This is a genomic window from Coprobacter fastidiosus, from assembly GCF_982245605.1.
The window spans coordinates 26,532-45,685 of sequence record NZ_CEVCIF010000019.1 but is presented as its reverse complement, the minus strand read 5'-3'; the positions used below and the strand labels follow the sequence as shown (position 1 = coordinate 45,685).

Below are 19,154 nucleotides of genomic sequence, written 5' to 3'. Positions count from 1 at the left end.
AAATATTAATTATTACAAGAATAGATGGCGACTCTTTTAAATATAGAAACTTCTACATCTGTCTGTTCGGTGGCGTTGACACATGAAGGACAAGTTATATTTCGCCGGGAAAATTATGAAGGACCTTCTCATGCTTCATGTTTGGGCGGATATGTACAGGAAGCTATCGATATGGCAAAACATTACGGTTTTAAGTTAGATGCCGTTGCTGTCAGTTGCGGACCGGGGTCTTATACCGGACTCAGAATCGGAGTATCTATGGCAAAAGGTCTTTGTTTCGGGTTGGGAATACCGTTGATAGGTATAAATACTCTTGAAATAATGACTTGTCATGTAATGTTTAGGGAAAAATATCCAGAAAATACTTTGTTTTGTCCGATGATCGATGCACGGCGCATGGAGGTCTATTCTGCTATTTATGATTTATCTTTAAATCCTGTGAAGCCCGTATCTGCCGATATTATCGAAGCCGACACTTATGAGAACTTTTTGAGAGAACAATCTGTTTTATTTTTTGGCAACGGAGCTGCGAAGTGCCGTTCGGTATTGACAAATCCGAAAGCCCTTTTTTTAGATAAAGATATAAATCCTTTGGCCTCTGATATGTTGGCTTTGGCAGAAAAAGCTTTCAGAGAGAGAGATTTTAAGGATGTTGCTTATTTCGAACCTTTTTATTTAAAGGAGTTTGTAGCAACTAAGCCGAAACATAAAGTTTTATAACTAAATATTTTTAATTATGCCCGATTATAATACACAACAAAAAAAGTTGATCATGCCCGAATATGGACGTAATGTTCAGCAAATGATAGATCATTGCGTGTCGATAGAGGACCGTGAAGAGCGTACTCGTTGTGCAAATACGATTATAAACATCATGGGAAACTTGTTTCCCCATCTTAGGGATGTCGATGATTTTAAACATAAATTGTGGGATCATTTGGCTATTATGTCCGATTTTAAGTTAGATATTGATTATCCTTATGAAATTATTCGGAAAGAGAATCTTCGTACTAAGCCGGATAGAATTCCGTATACTTTAACTCCGATTCGTTATAGACATTATGGAAAAACTCTTGAGCGTATGATAAAGAAATGTGAAGATTACCCCGATGGCCCGGAACGGGATCAACTGATTTCTTTATTGGCCAATCATATGAAGAAATCTTTTCTTACTTGGAATAAGGAGGTTGTTGATGACGATAAAATATTCAAGGATCTAAGAGAATATTCCCATGGTAGAATCGATCTTAGTCCGGAAACTTTCCGATTGAAGGAGTCGAAAGAGTTTCTTCAGAAAAAGAATAAAAATAATATGAGAAAAGCGGGTAGATAACCGCTTTTTTTGTATCTTTCACAAAAACAATCAAATTCCGACACAATATGGCATCGTTTGTTATAGAAGGGGGACATCGTCTACAGGGGGATATTGTTCCGCAAGGCGCTAAGAATGAAGCTTTACAGATTATTTGTGCTACATTGCTTACATCCGAAGAAGTTAAAATTTATAACATTCCCGATATTTTGGATGTAAATAATTTGATACAATTATTGAGAGACATGGGAGTCACAGTGCAGCATATAGGGGTTAATGCCTACAGTTTTAAAGCGGATAATGTGAACTTGGATTATCTGCATTGTGAAGATTTTTTACGGCGTAGCGCATCATTGCGAGGTTCTGTTATGATTGTCGGACCGTTGGTCGCTCGTTTCGGGATGGCGGTTATACCCAAGCCGGGAGGTGACAAGATCGGCCGGAGACGGTTAGATACTCACTTTATCGGTATTCAAAAGTTAGGGGCAGATTTTACATATTATCCCGAACAGCAGTTGTATGAAATTACAGCGAGAGAATTGAAAGGTGCTTATATGTTATTGGATGAAGCCTCGGTGACCGGTACAGCCAATATACTTATGGCTGCAGTGTTGGCAAAAGGTACGACAACGATATATAATGCAGCGTGTGAGCCTTATTTGCAGCAGCTTTCCAAAATGTTGAATAAAATGGGCGCAAAAATTTCGGGTATCGGATCAAATCTGCTGACCGTCGAAGGAGTAGAATCATTAGAGGGATGTTCTCATACTATATTGCCCGATATGATAGAAGTCGGGAGTTTTATCGGGATGGCGGCAATGACCGGTTCTGACATTCGGATTAAAAATGTTTCCTATAACGATTTGGGAATTATTCCGGATAGTTTTCGCCGTTTAGGGATTACGTTAAATCAGGAAGGTGACGATATACATGTGCCGCATCACGATTATTATGAAATAGAAACTTTTATCGACGGGTCGATCATGACTTTTGCTGATGCGCCTTGGCCGGGGTTGACTCCAGATTTGTTGAGCGTATTTTTAGTTGTTGCGACACAAGCAAAAGGAAGTGTGCTGATTCATCAGAAAATGTTCGAGAGTCGTTTGTTTTTTGTCGATAAATTGATTGATATGGGAGCTCAAATTATATTATGCGATCCGCATAGAGCAGCTGTAATCGGGCAGGGGAAATCTCATACATTACGTGCGGCGACAATGGTTTCTCCGGATATTCGTGCAGGTATTGCCTTATTGATAGCCGCCATGTCGGCAGACGGTATCAGTACGATTCATAATATTGATCAGATAGATAGGGGATATCAGGATATTGATAAAAGGTTGAATAAATTAGGGGCGAGAATTACCCGTTTGTAATCATGATTACGAGAGAAGAATTAATAAAAATCGGACAGTTCAATAAGCCTCACGGCATACACGGAGAAATATCTTTTTCTTTTACCGATGATGTATTTGACCGTACGGATTGTCCTTATATTGTGTGCGAGATAGATGGTATTTTTGTCCCGTTTTACATAGAAGAATACAGGTTTAAGAGTGAGATGACCGCCCTTTTCAAATTAGAAGATGTCGATACTGACAGTGATGCCAGAGTTTTTACTAATTTGGACGTTTATTTCCCGAAATCTTATTTAGAAATGGAGGGAGAAGATTATATTGCTCCCGGAGATTATTTCTTGGGATATACAGTCGTCGACAAACATCATGGTATCTTGGGGAAAATTGTACATATAGATGATTCGACAATAAATACGTTGTTTGTTGTGGGTCGTGATGCCTCTGAACTGCTTATTCCGGCGAATGATGATTTTGTGATCTCTGTTGATAGAGAAAATAAAATTATAAAAATGGATGTCCCGAATGGATTACTGAATCTGTAAGTTTTTGAAAGAACTTCCCAAAATGAAATAAAGGGCAAGACCGAATATTCCAACCTTGCTCTTTATTGAGAAAATTATTGGATATTAGGCCGGCTCTTAACGTTTATCTAAAGGAATAAAGGGAGCATCTTCCGACACGTTTTTATATGCTGGGCGGATAATACGTTTGCTGTCAAAGTTAAGTTCTTCGATTCTATGTGCCGTCCATCCTGTAATACGAGACATCGCAAAAAGAGGTGTATATACTTCTTTAGGTAAACCGATCATTTCATATACAAATCCGGAATAAAAATCGACGTTTGCACAAACCCGTTTTTTTACTTGGTTCCCTTTGAATTTCATAAAAGTCTCTATTGCACGCTCCTCTATCAATTCCAGAAATGCAAACTCTTTGTCCAAACCCTTTTCCTTTGCAAGATTGCGAGCCCATTCTTTAAGCAATAAGGCACGAGGATCGGAGATAGTATATACTGCGTGACCGATGCCATATATTTTTCCGCTTTTATTGTATCCTTCCTTACGTAGCATTTTAGTCAAATAAGCATCTATTTCATCTTTATCTGTCCAGTCGCTGATTACTTCTTGCAGATGATGGAACATATCGATAACCCTAAGGTTTGCACCTCCATGTAACGGACCTTTTAAAGAGCCTATTCCGGCTGCGATAGAGGAATAAGTATCTGTTCCCGATGAACTGGTAACCCGTACGGTAAATGTAGAGTTATTCCCTCCGCCATGATCGGCGTGAAGCATTAGTGCCAAATCGAGAATACGTGCTTCCGATTGGGTATATTGAGGACCTTTCAACATAAACAGAAAATTTTCCGCGATAGAAAGATTTTCTTTCGGATGTCTGATGTGCAAAGATCTCCCTTGTTGACTATGTCTTAAAATGTTATAGGCATATGCTATGATTGTGGGAAATCTGGCTATCAATTCTATAGATTGCCGCATCAGATTGTCTCTGGATGTATCGTCGGGATTAGGGTCGAACGTGTACATTTCGAGAACACTCCGAGCCAGAATATTCATAATATTATGTCCCTCAAGATCCAGAATATTCATCGTCGTTTTTTGCTCTAAAGGCATAGATTGGTTAAGCAAACGGGTAAATGTTTCCAATTCGTCTTTATCCGGTAAAAAACCTGAAAGAAGGAGAAAGGCCGTTTCTTCAAAGCCGTATCGGTTTTCCTTTTCGATGCCTTTGACCAGATCTTCGATATTGATACCCCGATATACGAGCTTTCCCGGAATAGCTTTGAGACCGCCTTCCGGCATACGTTCATATCCTACGACATCTCCGATTTTTGTCAATCCGACAAGTACACCTGAATGATCCTCATTGCGTAAACCCCTTTTTACATTATGTTTTACAAACAGTTCGTTATCTATATGGCTTGTACTCTTGATAGAATCAGAGAGTTTGTATATCATATATTCATCTTTCATATCTTTATAATCTTTACTCTCTTGTTATTACAAATTTCGGATAATTTCATCTCTGAATTCGGTTGTTGTCAGAGTTTTAGAATCGTCCATAAACCGGGCTAAATCTATGGTTGCTTTATGTGACTGGAATGTCTTTTCTAAAGCGTTGACGATATTTGCTGCGGCCTCTTGCCAGCCTAAATATTCGAGCATCATTACTCCTGATAGTAGGAGTGAAGACGGATTGACTCTGTTTTTACCGGCGATATTAGGAGCTGTACCGTGTGTAGCTTCGAATATGGCATGTCCTGTAATGTAATTTATATTTGCACCCGGTGCAATTCCGATGCCTCCCACCATGGCGGCTAACTGGTCGGAAATATAATCTCCGTTTAAGTTTAAGGTCGCAATGACCGAATATTCTTCCGGAATTAGGAGAGTGTTTTGAAGAAAAGCATCAGCAATAACATCTTTAATAATAATTTTTCCTTCTTTTATTGCTTTTTTCAGGGCATTTTCAGCAGCCGGTTCTCCATCTGATTTTTTTAGCCGTTCATACTGCATCATAGTGAATACTTGATTACCGAACTCTCTTTCGGCCATTGCATATCCCCATAATTTGAATCCGCCTTCGGTGAACTTCATGATATTGCCTTTGTGTACAAGAGTCACAGACGGGAGTTTGTGTTCAATAGCATATTGAATAGCAGATCGTATAAGTCGTTCGCTTCCTTCAATAGAAACAGGCTTCACTCCGAAAGAAGAGGTTTGGGGAAATCTTATTTTACTCACTTTCATTTCATTTTGCAGAAAATGAAGAAATTTTTCAGCTTCGGGACTTCCTTGCTGCCATTCTATGCCGGCGTATATGTCTTCCGTATTTTCCCGGAAGATATGCATATTGACTTTATGGGGTTCTTTTATCGGAGAAACGACGCCTTTGAACCAGCGTACCGGACGTAGGCATACATATAGATCCAGTTCTTGCCGTAAAGCAACGTTTAGCGATCGAATACCCCCGCCTACGGGTGTGGTTAACGGGCCTTTGATTCCGATCAGGTATTCTCGAAATGTTCTCATGGTCTCTTCCGGAAGCCATGAGCCTGTTTGTTTAAAGGCTTTTTCTCCGGCAAGAACTTCGAGCCATTCGATTTTTCTTTCTCCTGCATAACATTTTTTTACAGCGGTATCGATAATAGATTGTGTAACAGGCGATATTTCCGCTCCGACACCATCGCCGGCTATGTATGGAATAGTTATATTATTGGGGACTACCAATTTCCCGTTTTCTATTTTTAGTTTTGCCATGATCACTATTTTTTATTTGCTAGATAGTTTAATGCGCTTCCTGCTTTAAACCATTCGATTTGTAAATTATTATATGTGTGAGAAGCTTCAAAACTTTCAAGACTTCCATCCGGATGAATAATTTCTATTGTCAGATTTTTATCTGGAGCAAAAGATTCCAGCCCTTTGACTGATAAAATATCTTTTTCCTTAATTTTATTGTAGTCATCCTTATTGACAAATGTCAGAGCCAGCATGCCTTGCTTTTTTAAATTGGTTTCATGAATACGTGCAAAAGATTTGCATAAAACCGCTTTTACGCCAAGAAAACGAGGCTCGAGGGCTGCATGTTCCCGAGATGATCCTTCCCCATAATTTTCTTCAGCTACGACTATTGATGATATTCCGTGCATTTTATAACTTTTCGCGGTCCCGGAAACGGTGTCGTATTCATTTGTCAGTTGGTTGAAAACTTCGTTTGTTTTACCGTTAAAAGCATTTACTGCACCCATTAGTAAATTGTCCGATATGTTTTCGAGATGTCCCCTGAAACGTAACCAAGGTCCTGCCATTGAAATATGATCTGTCGTACATTTCCCGCTTGTTTTTATCAGTAAAGGCATTCTTTCGAAATTCAACGGATTAAACGGTGCGAAAGGTGACAGTTTTTGTAATCGTTTAGAGTTCGGATCAATGATAATATCAGAAGAAGATAGGCCTTTGTCCGGAGCTATGTAGCCGGGATCTTTGACATCAAAACCTTTAACAGGAAGTTCTTCTCCTTCTGGCATATCCAATTTTACAGACTCCCCGTTTTCATTGATTAAGGTATCTGTCAAGGGATTAAAGCACAGATTTCCGGCGATTGTCAAAGCTGTGACGATTTCGGGAGAAGCGACAAATGCATGTGTATTCGGATTGCCGTCTGCACGTTTTGCAAAATTTCGGTTAAAAGATGTCACAATCGAATTTGCCCTTTGATTATCATCCGTATGACGTTTCCATTGTCCTATGCAAGGACCGCAAGCATTTGTCATGACAATACCTCCGATCGATTCGAAATCGGAGATCAATCCGTCTCGTTCTGCTGTATAACGAACTTGTTCTGATCCGGGATTAATTCTGAATTCGGCCTTTGCTTTTAGATGTTTTTTTGATGCTTGTCGGGCTACAGATGCCGCACGGCTTAAATCTTGATATGATGAGTTTGTACAAGACCCGATCAGACCTACTTCCATAGTTTGCGGATATCCGTTTTCTTTAACGATTCGGCCGAATTCCGAAATAGGATGTGCCGCATCCGGAGTAAAAGGTCCATTGATATACGGCTCGAGTTCGGAAAGATTGATTTCTATGATCCGATCATAATATTTTTCGGGATTGTCGATTACCTCTTTGTCCGCTTCTAAATAATCTGAAAGTTTGTTTGCCATTTTGGCAATTTGTTCGCGTCCGGTAGCTTTAAGATACCTTGCCATGCTCTCATCGTATGCAAATAGGGATGTTGTCGCTCCTACTTCAGCACCCATGTTGCAAATAGTCGCTTTCCCTGTTGCCGACAGATTTTTAGCCCCTTCACCGAAATATTCTATAATGGCATTTGTTCCGCCTTTTACAGTGAGTATTCCGGCTAATTTTAAAATGACATCTTTGGGAGAAGCCCAACCGTTCAGTTCACCGGTTAATTTTACTCCTATTATCTTGGGCATTTTCAATTCCCATGGAATACCGGTCATGACATCTACCGCATCTGCTCCTCCTACACCGATTGCTATCATACCTAACCCACCGGCATTGGGAGTATGAGAATCTGTCCCTACCATCATACCTCCCGGGAATGCATAATTTTCTAAAACGACCTGATGTATGATTCCAGCTCCCGGTTTCCAGAAACCGATCCCGTATTTGTTTGAGACATCTTTTAAGAAGTCATATACCTCTTGATTGGAAACAAGAGCTTTTTTTATGTCGTTACTTGCATCTATATCCGCTTGTATAAGATGGTCGCAATGTACGGAAGAAGGTACGGCTACTTTATCTTTCCCTGCAATCATAAATTGTAATAAAGCCATTTGTGCCGTAGCATCTTGCATCGCAACTCTGTCCGGAGAAAAATTGACATAGTCGATTCCTCGTATAAACGGTTTATGGGGATACTCATTATTATACAAATGCGCATATAAGATCTTTTCCGTAAGAGTCATCGGACGACCTAATAATTGACGGCTTTTTTCAACCTTTTCTGCATACGAAGCATATACTTCCTGTATTAATTCTATATCAAATTGCATATTTAAAAATGTTTTGTGCAAATATATATCATTTTGTTTATTCTATATCTGTTTTTATATTATTATTTTTGATTTTATTATTTGTATAGAGAAAAATGAATTCTATTATGTATATTTATGTGTTATTTATGCGTTTTTTGATAAAAGTAATTATGATATAATATAATAATCATTTTGATATCCCTATATACGTTATTTGTATATATTGACGGGGATTTGTCCAATTTTTTTTGTGGTATAGATTGTTTTGGTGTCAGATTAAAATATATTCAAGTAATTATTATATATTTTGTAAATATATTTCTATATATAATAGGATTTTATTATTTAATTTTATATCTTTACTTTTAAAACATAGAATGGTTCGATTTAAAATGGAGAAACATGAGTTTTGATGTGGATCATACGGTTACTGGTTTGGGATTTCAAACATATTTTGTATCCCAAGGCAGTACATATCAAATATCTTCCAATGGTAGAGAGATTGAATATATAGTTGCTGGGGCTGTTCGTTATAGGGCTACTACAGCGGGAGAATTAGGTGTTGAAGTAACTGTTACCGAATTTTCAATGCATGGGAAGGTTGCACCAAAAGTTTATTAAATTTTAAATCTAAATATATGGACTTTATAGATTTATTTTTTAGTTATGGACCACTGATTTTGATGGTTATTATTTATATTATTCCTATAATAGTAGGTTGCTATTTATTTCGTCATTATAAAGAAATATCCGTAGGAACTAAAGTGATTTGGTTTGTTATATTGTTGATTACTAATTATATTGGGCTTATTGGGTTGTACATTTATTTAAATACTAAAAAAATGAGGTGAGAAAATGAATAAATTTATCTCGGTTTAGTTTAAGGGTAGTCCTTAGAACCTGTCTAAATTTTGCTCGGGCCAGGTTTGGGAGTTTTTTGAGGATATTTTTTTTTTGTTTTTACGAGGAGGATAGCGGGTTATCCGACGAGGGAAAACAGGAAAAAGACCAGAATAAAACATAAAGATGACCTGATAGTATTTTTTTATTGGAAAGTTTAGACAGTTCTTAAAAGAGAATAGAAATTACTGTATCATTTAAAGGGGGTACAAAAAATCAAAACTGAATTGGTAAAAGTTACAGATTGTAACAAAATAAATAAAGAATGCCACTTTACACCTAATTTTTATAGGTGAAAGTAGCATTCTTTTTATAATCGAAGCCTATCAGTTCTAAATTGAAAGTTTGAATTTGAACTTTCTAACTTTTTGAACAGCCCCTGTTTTTCATAAACTATCCATTTTCTATTTAGAAGGTTGAATATCTTTTATCATCAATTGAATATTTTTATTATGAGTGTTTTCTTCAATTGTATAACAAATATCGAAAGGGTGATGAGCTTTTATATATTCATTATGTTCATGCATACCGAAAGCAATACCGTTCATTATGTTTTCTGAACGGCTATCGACCATTTCTAATTTTAAGTGTTCCAATTCACGTCCGACTAATCGACTTGTTCCGTAGTCCAAAACCCGTTTGGTGCAAAAAATAGGTTTGGTGTTTCCGGGTCCGAACGGATTGAATTGTTTTAACGTTTTCAAAAAAGAGGGGGTTATATCTTTGAAATCAATTGTTGCATCGATGTCTATTTGGGGCATCATTTGTTCCGGAAGAATATTTTCTGCTACATAATTTTCAAAACGTTCTATAAATGTCGGAATGTTCTCTTCTTTTAGAGAAAGTCCGGCAGCATATGTGTGTCCACCGAAATTTTCCAATAAGTCTCGACACGATTCTATTGCTTTGTAAACATCGAATCCTTGTACCGAACGTGCCGAACCGGTAACTAATCCATTGGAAAATGTCAGAACTATTGCGGGGCGATAGTAGAGTTCGGTAAGGCGAGAAGCTACGATGGCGATGATGCCTTTATGCCAGTCCGGATTATATATTACAATAGATTTATGCGATTCGAAATCCTTCAGATTCTCGAGGATTTTATTGGCTTCTCCGGTGACCTGCTTGTCTATTTCTTTTCGAGTTTCATTATATTGGTTGATGTTTTCCCCTTTTTCTTTAGCTCCTTCAGGATCTTTGGAAATCAGAAGATCCACTGCCTCTTTGCCGGATTGTACTCTGCCTGAAGCATTGATACGAGGACCTATTTTGAAAACGATATCGCTGGTAGTAATATCTTTGTTTTTCAAACCGCAGAGGTCGATAATGGCTTTTAATCCGTTGCTTGGATTGGAGTTGAGTTGTTTAAGCCCATGAAAAGCCAGTATTCGGTTTTCGTCTGTTATCGGTACGATATCCGAAGCGATGCTTACAGCCATAAGATCGAGTAAAGGGAAAAGATATTCTTTTATACTTAGATTGTTGCTTATTGCGAAAGCCTGCATAAATTTAAATCCGACTCCGCATCCTGATAAATGTTGATAAGGGTAGGTCGAGTCATCTCTTTTGGGGTCTAATACGGCAACAGCTCCGGGAAGCTCTTTGTCCGGAACATGGTGGTCGCAGATAATAAAATCTATCCCTTTGCTTTTTGCATATTCGACTTTTTCTATTGCTTTTATTCCGCAATCAAGAGCAATGATCAGGGAAAAACCGTTTTCTTCAGCGTAATCTATACCTTTTATCGAAATACCGTACCCTTCGTCATATCGGTCAGGTATGTAGCAGTCCAGACCGGAATAGAAATTCTGTAAAAATTTATACACTAAGGCGACAGCTGTAGTGCCGTCCACATCATAATCTCCGTAAATTAGTATTTTTTCTTTGCTCCCCATCGCCTTATTCAGACGATTTACAGCTTTGTCCATGTCGTTCAGTAAAAACGGATCATATAGATCGGATAATTGGGGGCGGAAAAACTTTTTTGCATCTGTTTCGTTTGTCACCCCCCGCAGTACCAATAGCTCGCATATATAGGGATCTAATCCCAATGTCCGGGATAGAATCTCTTTGGCTTGTTTTTCTTTTTCTGTAAGGGGTAAGTAATTCCATTTACTTATCATTTATATGTTTTTTATTTTATCGAGGTCGGCAAGTTGCAATTCATGGTTTGTATGACTGTGTGCAACTTGTATCATCATTATTAAATTAAATGATGATTTTGTATAATGCTAAAGCGTTGATAATTAAATATTAGCATTATAATAATATACTCTTTTTTATGCCTGTTTTCTTGTAGCCTATAAAAGAGCAGCTGTAAAGATAGTAAATTATGAGCTAAAAAAAGAGGCTATCTGTCGCAAAAAAATAAAAAATGCGGCAACAAAATTTTGTTGCCGCATTTTTTATTTTTTTACTATTATTCTTGTCCTTTTATAACATGCACATCCATTTGCGGGAATGGTATATTGAGCCCGTATTTCCCAAATTCCTTATAGACTCTTTCGTTCATATCGAAATATACAGACCAGTAATCTGAAGTTGCTACCCAGGCTCTAACGACAATATTTACAGAGCTATCTCCTAAGCTGTGTAAGGCTATAAAATATGCCGGATCTTTAAGAACTCGTGTATCTTCATCGAGCATTCGAGATAATACTTCTTTAGCTTTGTCGTAGTCATCACCATATCCGATACCGAAAGTCCAATCCACCCGGCGCTTACCTTCTTTCGAATAATTATTGATAATACCTGTTGACAGTCCTCCGTTTGGTACAATGATTGTCTTATTATCAGGTGTATTTAAAATAGTATTGAATATTTGTATCTCTTTTACTGTTCCGCTTTGTCCTTGAGCTTCGATATAGTCTCCTACTTTATAAGGTTTGAAAAGGAGCACCATGACTCCTCCGGCAAAATTCTGTAATGTCCCGCTCAATGCCATACCGACAGCGATACCTGCTGATGCAAATAACGCGACAAATGATGAGGTGTTGACACCGAGGATGCCGATGATGATAACGAGCAATATCAGCATAAGCGATATGTTGATAAGGCTTAGAAGAAAAGTGCGTAATGAAAGCTCTACATTTCTTCGTATTAAAATGTTGGAAACAAAATTCCTGATTTTTTTCATCAACCATTTCCCTACCCAGAATATGACTAAAGCGATCAGTATTTTTATGGAAATATGTATTATTCCACTGACCATTTGCTCTAATAACTGTTGCAGAGACATATTGGAAGCACTGGAAAGTTTTTCAAAAAAGGAAACAACCTTAGTCGTGTCTGCCGGTGCCGGTACGGTTGTCGGGAGACCCCCGCTAATGAGTAAATCAAGCATTATCGTAGTATTTTTAAGTTTGACTTTTGCAAAATTAATATAAAAAAATTTTATATCTAACTAATGCATTAAAAAACACGATATGAGATGTTTTTGTTTGGTATAGATTTTTGACTGATTCTTATAAAAATATAATTCTTATGAATTTGCGGTATTTCGATATTTCATTACTTGCAAAATAGGTATTTTTGCTTCTTATTCATAAAAAGGCTAATCGATTATGAAACGTATATTGTTTTTCGTTTTCTTTATGGCAGATTTTTTGTTTGTTTCGGCTCAGACTTATAATGAATGGATCGATAAATCGTTTGAATGTATCGAGTCAGAAGATTGGGCAGGAGCAGAAAAAGCTTTGATCGGAGCATTGAGAGTTCAACCGGCTAATCCGCAAAATGCTTTGTTGCTGTCTAATTTGGGAACTATTCAAAGAAAGATGGGAAAAAACGATGAGGCGTTGAAATCCTATACGAATGCGTTGATGATTACGCCTCGTTCGGTAACATTGTTGATGAACAGAGCTGCATTATTTTCGGAAATGGAAAAATTTGATGATGCCTTAAAAGATTACAATCAGGTCTTAATGTTAGATGATAAAGAAGAAGATGCTCTCTATTTGAGAGGATTGATTCGATTGGAGAAAAATGACACAACGGCCTGCCGTAAAGATTTTGAACAGCTTCTTAAAATTAATCCGAAAAGTTCTGATGCTCGTATCGGATTAGCTGCTTTGATGAAGTTAAGAGGTTATTATACCGAGGCGATAGACCTTTATACGCAAGTAATACGGGTTAATCCCGAACAAGCGTCGTTATATTTGAATAGAGGAGAAGCTTACTTATTGAACCGTCGTTTGAATAAGGCCGATGAAGATGTAGCTAAAGCGTTAGAGTTAGATCCAAAAGATCCGTTAGTGTATGTTTTGCGTGCTAAATTGAAGTTGGCTCGTTATGAAAAAGAGGATGCGAGTCGAGATTTGGACAAGGCTGTATCATTAGGTTTTGACAGAAAAAATGCTGATATTCTTTTAAATAAAGAACAATCCGAAAAATAATTCGAGAATCAGGAGAAAATTTCATGATAGTATGATTTCTAATTCTACAGAAAAATAACTACATTTGTACTGATGTTAGAATTAGTAAGACATATTGAATATTTGCTGACGGAACATGATTGTGTTCTTGTTCCGGGGTTGGGAGGTTTTGTTTTACAATATGTTCCCGCACGATTTAGCGAGGACCGTAAGTCGATACAACCTCCTGGAAAACAAATAACTTTTAATTCTTCTTTATCGTATAATGATGGGTTATTGGCTCAATCGTTGATGCGAACATTGGATATAGATTACGGAAAAGCTGTGGCAATGATAGAACATTGGGTTGATGAAATAAAACGGAGTTTTTCAGAACCCGGTGATTCTTATGCTTTCGGGGAGTTGGGAACATTTGTCCTTTCAGATGAAAGATCATTGATATTCGAGCCACCGGCATCTTGCTTGTTCGGTATTTCTGCATTCGGATTAAAAAAGTTAAATATCTGTCCGTTAGGTCAGTTACATAAAGATGAAAATGTAGCAGAACCGAAGCTCAGAAGCAAGAAACGTGATGTTGTATATATCCCCGTAAATAAATCTTTTGTTCGACAATTGATCGCAGCTGCGGCTATAATCATTCTGCTTTTAATGATTTCAACTCCTATGTCTGAAATGAAAACGACATCGGATTATGCAAGTCTTGTTTCTTCTGAATTATTTGAAAATGGAAAAGATGGGGAAATAGAAATAAATGATATCGTATCGTTGCAACAAGGGAATGATTCTGTTATAGCGGCCGAAAATAATTTTTCTACGGTACAGAAATCAGAGCAAGACAATTCTCAAGTTGCTAATATATCTGACAGTGATGTTGTGCGTCCTTATATTGTGGTCGTTGCAACACTATCGGGAAAACAAGCTGCCTTGCGGCAATTAGAGCAATTTAAGCAGCAAGGTGTAACGGCCGATCTGAAAATATATGAAACTTCTAAGAAAGTTAGAATATATATAGATTCTTTCTCTGAGAAAGAAGAGGCTCAGAAATTTTTGATGACTTTAAGAAATGGTGATTCGCCTTTTTCTGATGCGTGGGTAATGTCTGTGAGAAGATAAACAACAAGCACTATAATTGATAATAGAGGGGGTGCACTTCAAAGCAAAGGCACTCCCTTTTTATATACCTTTAGTTATTTTCGCGGCCTCGATTTGTTATAATAATTGCAGTGTTTTTTGTCAAGTCGTTTTTGACGCTTCTGGAAAGAAAAGTTTGCGGAATAATTTGATAAAAAATGTTATTATTTATATTATGTATAAATAAAAAGATAGATATGTTATGTAGAATCAGAATAAATAGTGATCTTTGTAACGCAAATTAGGTATAACTTAAAAAATAAGAGTAGTATGCGTTTATCCGATCTGCAAACTGGTGATGAAGCTGTAATTGTCAAAGTTTTGGGACATGGAGCTTTTCGTAAACGTATTACAGAAATGGGATTTGTCAGGGGGAAAAAGGTTTCTGTTTTATTGAATGCTCCGTTAAAAGACCCGATTAAGTATAAAATTTTAGATTATGAAGTTTCTTTAAGGAGAAGTGAAGCTTCTATGATAGAAGTTCTTACGGAAAATGAAGCTGTAGATTTGGTCTCTTGTGAAGATCCTAATGTGCTTCAAAACGATGATGTTATCGGAAAAGCGGTGGTTCGCTCGGGAAAAACGATTAATATAGCGCTCGTGGGGAATCCTAATTGTGGAAAAACCTCTTTGTTCAATGTGGCATCTGGTTCACACGAACATGTGGGAAATTATAGTGGAGTAACGGTCGATGCAAAGAAAGGATATTTCAATTATAAAGGGTATCATTTTAATATTTATGATTTGCCGGGGACATATTCGTTGTCGGCATATTCTCCTGAAGAACTATATGTGCGTCGTCATATATTTGAACAAACTCCCGATGTTATTGTAAATGTCGTTGTCGCTTCTAATTTAGAGCGGAATTTATATCTCACTACCGAGCTTATCGATATGGATCTTAGTATGGTTATCGCTTTGAATATGTATGATGAGTTGGAGCAAAGTGGGGCAGTACTGGATTATAAGACATTAGGTGAAATGATCGGAGTACCTATTGTCCCCACAGTTTCGCGTTCGGGCAAAGGAATCGATAATTTGTTCGATACGATTATTCGGGTATATGAAAATCAAGACTTGACCGTGAGGCATATACATATCAATCATGGGAAAGTAATTGAGTCGGGTATTAATGTGTTAAAAGAAGAATTGAAGACCGATCCTCAAATAAAACAGCATTTCTCACCTCGTTATTTGGCGATAAAACTTCTTGAAGGTGATAAAGAGGTTGAATCTATATTGAAAGATAAGGCAGATTATAATGACTTGATTACATTGCGAAATAGAGAGGTGCAGCGCATTTCAAAAACTTTGGGAGAAGACGTGGAAACTGCGGTTTCTAATGAGAAATACGGATTCATTTCGGGTGCTTTGAAAGAGACCTTAATTCCTGGAGATAGAGAAAAAGCTCGTACCACTCATATAATAGATTCGTTGGTGACGAATAAGCTTTTCGGTTTTCCTATTTTTATTCTACTCATGTGGGTTATGTTCGAAGCAACTTTTAAATTAGGAGCGTATCCGATGGAGTGGATCGAATCAGGAGTTGCATGGATAGGATCTTTGGTGGAAAGATATATGAGTGACGGCCCTTTGAAAGATCTGATTGTGGATGGTGTTATTGGCGGAGTAGGAGGTGTTATCGTTTTTCTTCCGAATATATTGATATTGTATCTTTTTATTTCCTTTATGGAAGACTCGGGATATATGGCTCGGGCGGCTTTTATCATGGACAAGATTATGCATAGGATAGGGTTGCACGGTAAGTCTTTTATTCCGTTAGTTATGGGTTTCGGATGCAATGTTCCTGCAATTATGGCTTCTCGTACGATCGAGAGTCGCAGTAGTCGGCTTATTACTATTTTGATAAATCCTTTTATGTCTTGTAGTGCACGTTTGCCTATATATGTTTTATTGATCGGAACATTTTTTCCCGATCATGCAAGTCTGGTTTTCATAGGACTTTATTTGTTAGGTATCATTGTGGCTATCATTACAGCACGTTTATTGCGGAAGTTCTTGTTTAAAAAGGATGAAACACCTTTTGTTATGGAATTGCCACCTTATCGTATTCCCACGGCAAAAGCTACTTTACGTCATATGTGGGGAAAAGCTGAACAATATTTGAAGAAAATGGGAGGATTGATATTGGTTGCATCTATTATCATCTGGTTTTTAAGTTATTACCCGAGAACTTCTATTTCAGATACTGTATCTGAAACTACTGTAGAAGAAAGTTTTGTTCAGCAGCAAAATTCATATATCGGGAGAATAGGACAATTTATCGAGCCGGTATTAGAACCACTCGGATTTAATTGGAAAGTTAGTATCGCTCTTATTTCCGGTACGGCAGCAAAAGAATTGGTTGTGAGTACTATAGGAGTTTTGTATTCAGAAGGTGCTTCGGATGATGATGCGACACTGTCGGCGAAACTTACTGCACCTAACCCACAAACAGGACATCCGGACTTTACACCATTGATTGCAATTAGCTTTATGGCATTCGTTTTGTTGTATATTCCTTGTATCGCTACAATTGTTGCAGTGGCTAATGAGGCCGGAAGCTGGAAATGGGGATTATTCACAATTATTTATAATACCGGAGTTGCTTGGATTGTCTCTTTTTTGATCTATAATATCGGAAAATTGTTTATATAAAAAGAAAGGGTATATATGAATCAGAATATAATTGTCGGGATTATCGGTATATTGGTAGCTTTATATTTATTGAGAGCTATTATTCGATTTATTCGTAAAGATAAAAAATCTGCATCTTGTTGTAGTTGTTCGGGTTGTGGAAAGAAGAGTGATTGTTGTAAAGACATATTGGAAGGAAAAGTCTCTAAATAGTAAAATAAAAATTATCATTTGTCTTGCAGATTAAAAAAAATACATTACCTTTGCAATCGCAAATGAGAAATAAGGTTCCTTGGCCGAGTGGCTAGGCACCGGTCTGCAAAACCGTTTACGGCGGTTCGAATCCGCCAGGAACCTCAATATAAGCTCTAAAGTTGTTGAAAATCAATACTTTAGGGCTTTTTGATTTTTTAGGGGACGGGAATGGGGGCGACGAATTAGTAAAATACAAAAGTCAGACAATCAAAAAGGTGAAAATATCACAACGGTTATTTCTTCTATTCCTTTCTCTAAGGTCCTGTCTAAATTTTACTCGGGTCAGAGTTGAGAATCTTTTTTGAAGAGGTTTTACAATGATCTTCCGATAGATATGTTGATCCTGCATTACCTTATGGATATAGAATATGTGATATGGAAAAGGCTTTTTATTTGGCTGAAGAAATACGACATATTGATTATCGGTGACATGTATCTATATATTATTTTCCTATAGGTTGTATGTCTTTACGTATGTTTCGGGATATTTCCAGGAGAGTATAGAATTTCTTTTTACTTTCTATAGAGATTTTATTTTCTTCGTACCGTTTATTGGCATATTCTTTTGACTTGTTAAATATCGTATATGAAATTTCGTTTTGGCTTTTTCCTACCATAGTCGAGTCTAATTGTTCTTCAGGGAAAAAATCATCTAAATTGACATCACCTATCATTGTAGTTTCTAAAAAATTTTTTTTCGTGTGGCTTTTATCCAGATAATATCCCACGAACATGTGACCGGGCATTCTTACCAAGATAGGATCTATATTGATTGCTTTCAGTAATGAGGCAAATAAAACGCTTCCGTCCACACAATTTATTTGAGCAGATTCCAATACATCCTCGAATAAACGTACTCGTTGAGAAAAGACTACATTTGAAGACAAGCTTGAAGAAGATATAGAACTATATTTCAAATTTCGTTTTTGCAGAGCATTCCAGATTGCATAAACTTGTTTTTCTACATACTTTCCCTGATATTGATAACCGAGAAACCGGTTTACTATGCGTGTATTTAATGCTTCTCTTAAAATAATATCGATCATCGGATGGTCTTCATTTACATAAGCTGCAAAAAATATTCCGGTGTCATGGAATTTTTGTTTTTCATCGATATAACCCAATAGACATTCGTTTATACTCCTTACAGACATGGTTTTAACATGTCTTCCCATTTTCTTGTAGTTCATTTCGACCTGTATTGCTACACTGACAGGAGAGGGCTGTATGGCCTGTTTTAAAGCATCGTATTTCCAAATAATATCCGGATATATCCTATATTCGGTTTTAGGTTTTTCCAAGATAAATTCAGAAACCGATTCTTCAAAAAAAGGTGTCGCACCTACTGTAATTCTGATTTTGCTATGAGGTTTTCCCGATTTTATGAGAATTGCAATTCCCGATTTAGGATTTCCTAAATATGCAGTATCTGCCGGAACGACAATTTGTGTGTCGGAAACCGCAACGGAAAGAATAGCCGAAGGAAATATGTTTCCCCCTAAATCATCGACAATCTCGAATGTTGTGTGCTCATTATTATAACGATACCAGAATAGTCCGGCAATCACCAAAAGAAGTACAGAAAGTATGATCGTGGATACTATCCATGGATTCTTCTCTTTGCTCATTTTAGTCTATTTTAATCTGGGAACAAAGATAAC

15 protein-coding genes and 1 tRNA gene are annotated in these 19,154 nt (G+C 37.2%); 10 read left to right on the top strand and 6 right to left on the bottom strand.

Annotated features, from left to right (window positions below):
• Positions 1-24 precede the first annotated feature (24 nt).
• From tsaB to rimM, 4 genes are read left to right on the top strand one after another with little or no spacing between them, the layout of a single operon-like run.
• Positions 25-720 carry a tRNA (adenosine(37)-N6)-threonylcarbamoyltransferase complex dimerization subunit type 1 TsaB gene (tsaB, locus tag AC0UMU_RS06700; protein ID WP_009316764.1) on the top strand — a complete coding sequence of 232 codons (696 nt, stop codon included), beginning with the start codon at positions 25-27 and terminating at the stop codon, positions 718-720.
• Between the two features lie 16 nt (positions 721-736).
• Complete coding sequence (locus AC0UMU_RS06695) at positions 737-1,333, top strand: DUF4290 domain-containing protein (protein WP_022389801.1); 597 nt, start codon at positions 737-739, stop codon at positions 1,331-1,333.
• 47 nt (positions 1,334-1,380) lie between these two features.
• Entirely contained in the window at positions 1,381-2,685 is a 1,305-nt protein-coding gene (gene murA, locus AC0UMU_RS06690) for a UDP-N-acetylglucosamine 1-carboxyvinyltransferase (protein WP_022599495.1), read from the top strand.
• 2 nt (positions 2,686-2,687) lie between these two features.
• Positions 2,688-3,209, top strand: a complete 522-nt coding sequence (rimM, locus tag AC0UMU_RS06685; RefSeq protein WP_022389800.1) for a ribosome maturation factor RimM — start codon at positions 2,688-2,690, stop codon at positions 3,207-3,209.
• Between the two features lie 96 nt (positions 3,210-3,305).
• Here the strand turns inward: rimM and AC0UMU_RS06680 are convergent, their stop codons facing one another.
• From AC0UMU_RS06680 to AC0UMU_RS06670, 3 genes are read right to left on the bottom strand one after another with little or no spacing between them, the layout of a single operon-like run.
• Positions 3,306-4,658: a citrate/2-methylcitrate synthase gene (locus tag AC0UMU_RS06680; protein ID WP_022389799.1), complete on the bottom strand. Its 1,353-nt coding sequence runs from the start codon at positions 4,656-4,658 to the stop codon at positions 3,306-3,308.
• Between the two features lie 27 nt (positions 4,659-4,685).
• Entirely contained in the window at positions 4,686-5,945 is a 1,260-nt protein-coding gene (gene icd, locus AC0UMU_RS06675; RefSeq protein ID WP_009316769.1) for an NADP-dependent isocitrate dehydrogenase, read from the bottom strand.
• 5 nt (positions 5,946-5,950) lie between these two features.
• Positions 5,951-8,215, bottom strand: a complete 2,265-nt coding sequence (locus AC0UMU_RS06670; RefSeq protein WP_009316770.1) for an aconitate hydratase — start codon at positions 8,213-8,215, stop codon at positions 5,951-5,953.
• A 384-nt stretch (positions 8,216-8,599) separates the two neighbouring features.
• Between AC0UMU_RS06670 and AC0UMU_RS06665 the strand changes: the two genes are divergently transcribed.
• Positions 8,600-8,818 carry a hypothetical protein gene (locus AC0UMU_RS06665; protein ID WP_009316771.1) on the top strand — a complete coding sequence of 73 codons (219 nt, stop codon included), beginning with the start codon at positions 8,600-8,602 and terminating at the stop codon, positions 8,816-8,818.
• Between the two features lie 683 nt (positions 8,819-9,501).
• On the opposite strand, the gene recJ is transcribed toward AC0UMU_RS06665, so the two are convergent.
• A complete protein-coding gene (gene recJ, locus AC0UMU_RS06660) occupies positions 9,502-11,220 on the bottom strand; it encodes a single-stranded-DNA-specific exonuclease RecJ (protein ID WP_009316773.1) in 1,719 nt (572 codons plus the stop codon).
• Between the two features lie 296 nt (positions 11,221-11,516).
• Positions 11,517-12,440 carry a mechanosensitive ion channel family protein gene (locus AC0UMU_RS06655; protein WP_278714564.1) on the bottom strand — a complete coding sequence of 308 codons (924 nt, stop codon included), beginning with the start codon at positions 12,438-12,440 and terminating at the stop codon, positions 11,517-11,519.
• Between the two features lie 220 nt (positions 12,441-12,660).
• Here AC0UMU_RS06655 and AC0UMU_RS06650 point away from each other — a divergent pair, with 220 nt between their 5' ends.
• From AC0UMU_RS06650 to AC0UMU_RS06630, 5 genes are all read left to right on the top strand, one after another.
• A complete protein-coding gene (locus AC0UMU_RS06650; RefSeq protein ID WP_278714562.1) occupies positions 12,661-13,491 on the top strand; it encodes a tetratricopeptide repeat protein in 831 nt (276 codons plus the stop codon).
• 72 nt (positions 13,492-13,563) lie between these two features.
• The gene (locus AC0UMU_RS06645) at positions 13,564-14,583 is read left to right on the top strand and encodes an HU domain-containing protein (RefSeq protein WP_009316776.1); all 1,020 of its coding nucleotides are present in this window, start codon (positions 13,564-13,566) and stop codon (positions 14,581-14,583) included.
• 288 nt (positions 14,584-14,871) lie between these two features.
• A complete protein-coding gene (gene feoB / locus AC0UMU_RS06640; protein WP_009316777.1) occupies positions 14,872-17,259 on the top strand; it encodes a ferrous iron transport protein B in 2,388 nt (795 codons plus the stop codon).
• A gap of 15 nt (positions 17,260-17,274) precedes the next feature.
• Positions 17,275-17,451 (top strand): FeoB-associated Cys-rich membrane protein, encoded by a 177-nt coding sequence (locus AC0UMU_RS06635; protein WP_009316778.1) that lies wholly within the window; start codon positions 17,275-17,277, stop codon positions 17,449-17,451.
• Between the two features lie 73 nt (positions 17,452-17,524).
• A tRNA-Cys gene (locus AC0UMU_RS06630) sits at positions 17,525-17,595 on the top strand.
• A 341-nt stretch (positions 17,596-17,936) separates the two neighbouring features.
• On the opposite strand, the gene AC0UMU_RS06625 is transcribed toward AC0UMU_RS06630, so the two are convergent.
• Positions 17,937-19,121, bottom strand: a complete 1,185-nt coding sequence (locus tag AC0UMU_RS06625) for a hypothetical protein (protein ID WP_009316779.1) — start codon at positions 19,119-19,121, stop codon at positions 17,937-17,939.
• Positions 19,122-19,154: the final 33 nt, after the last annotated feature.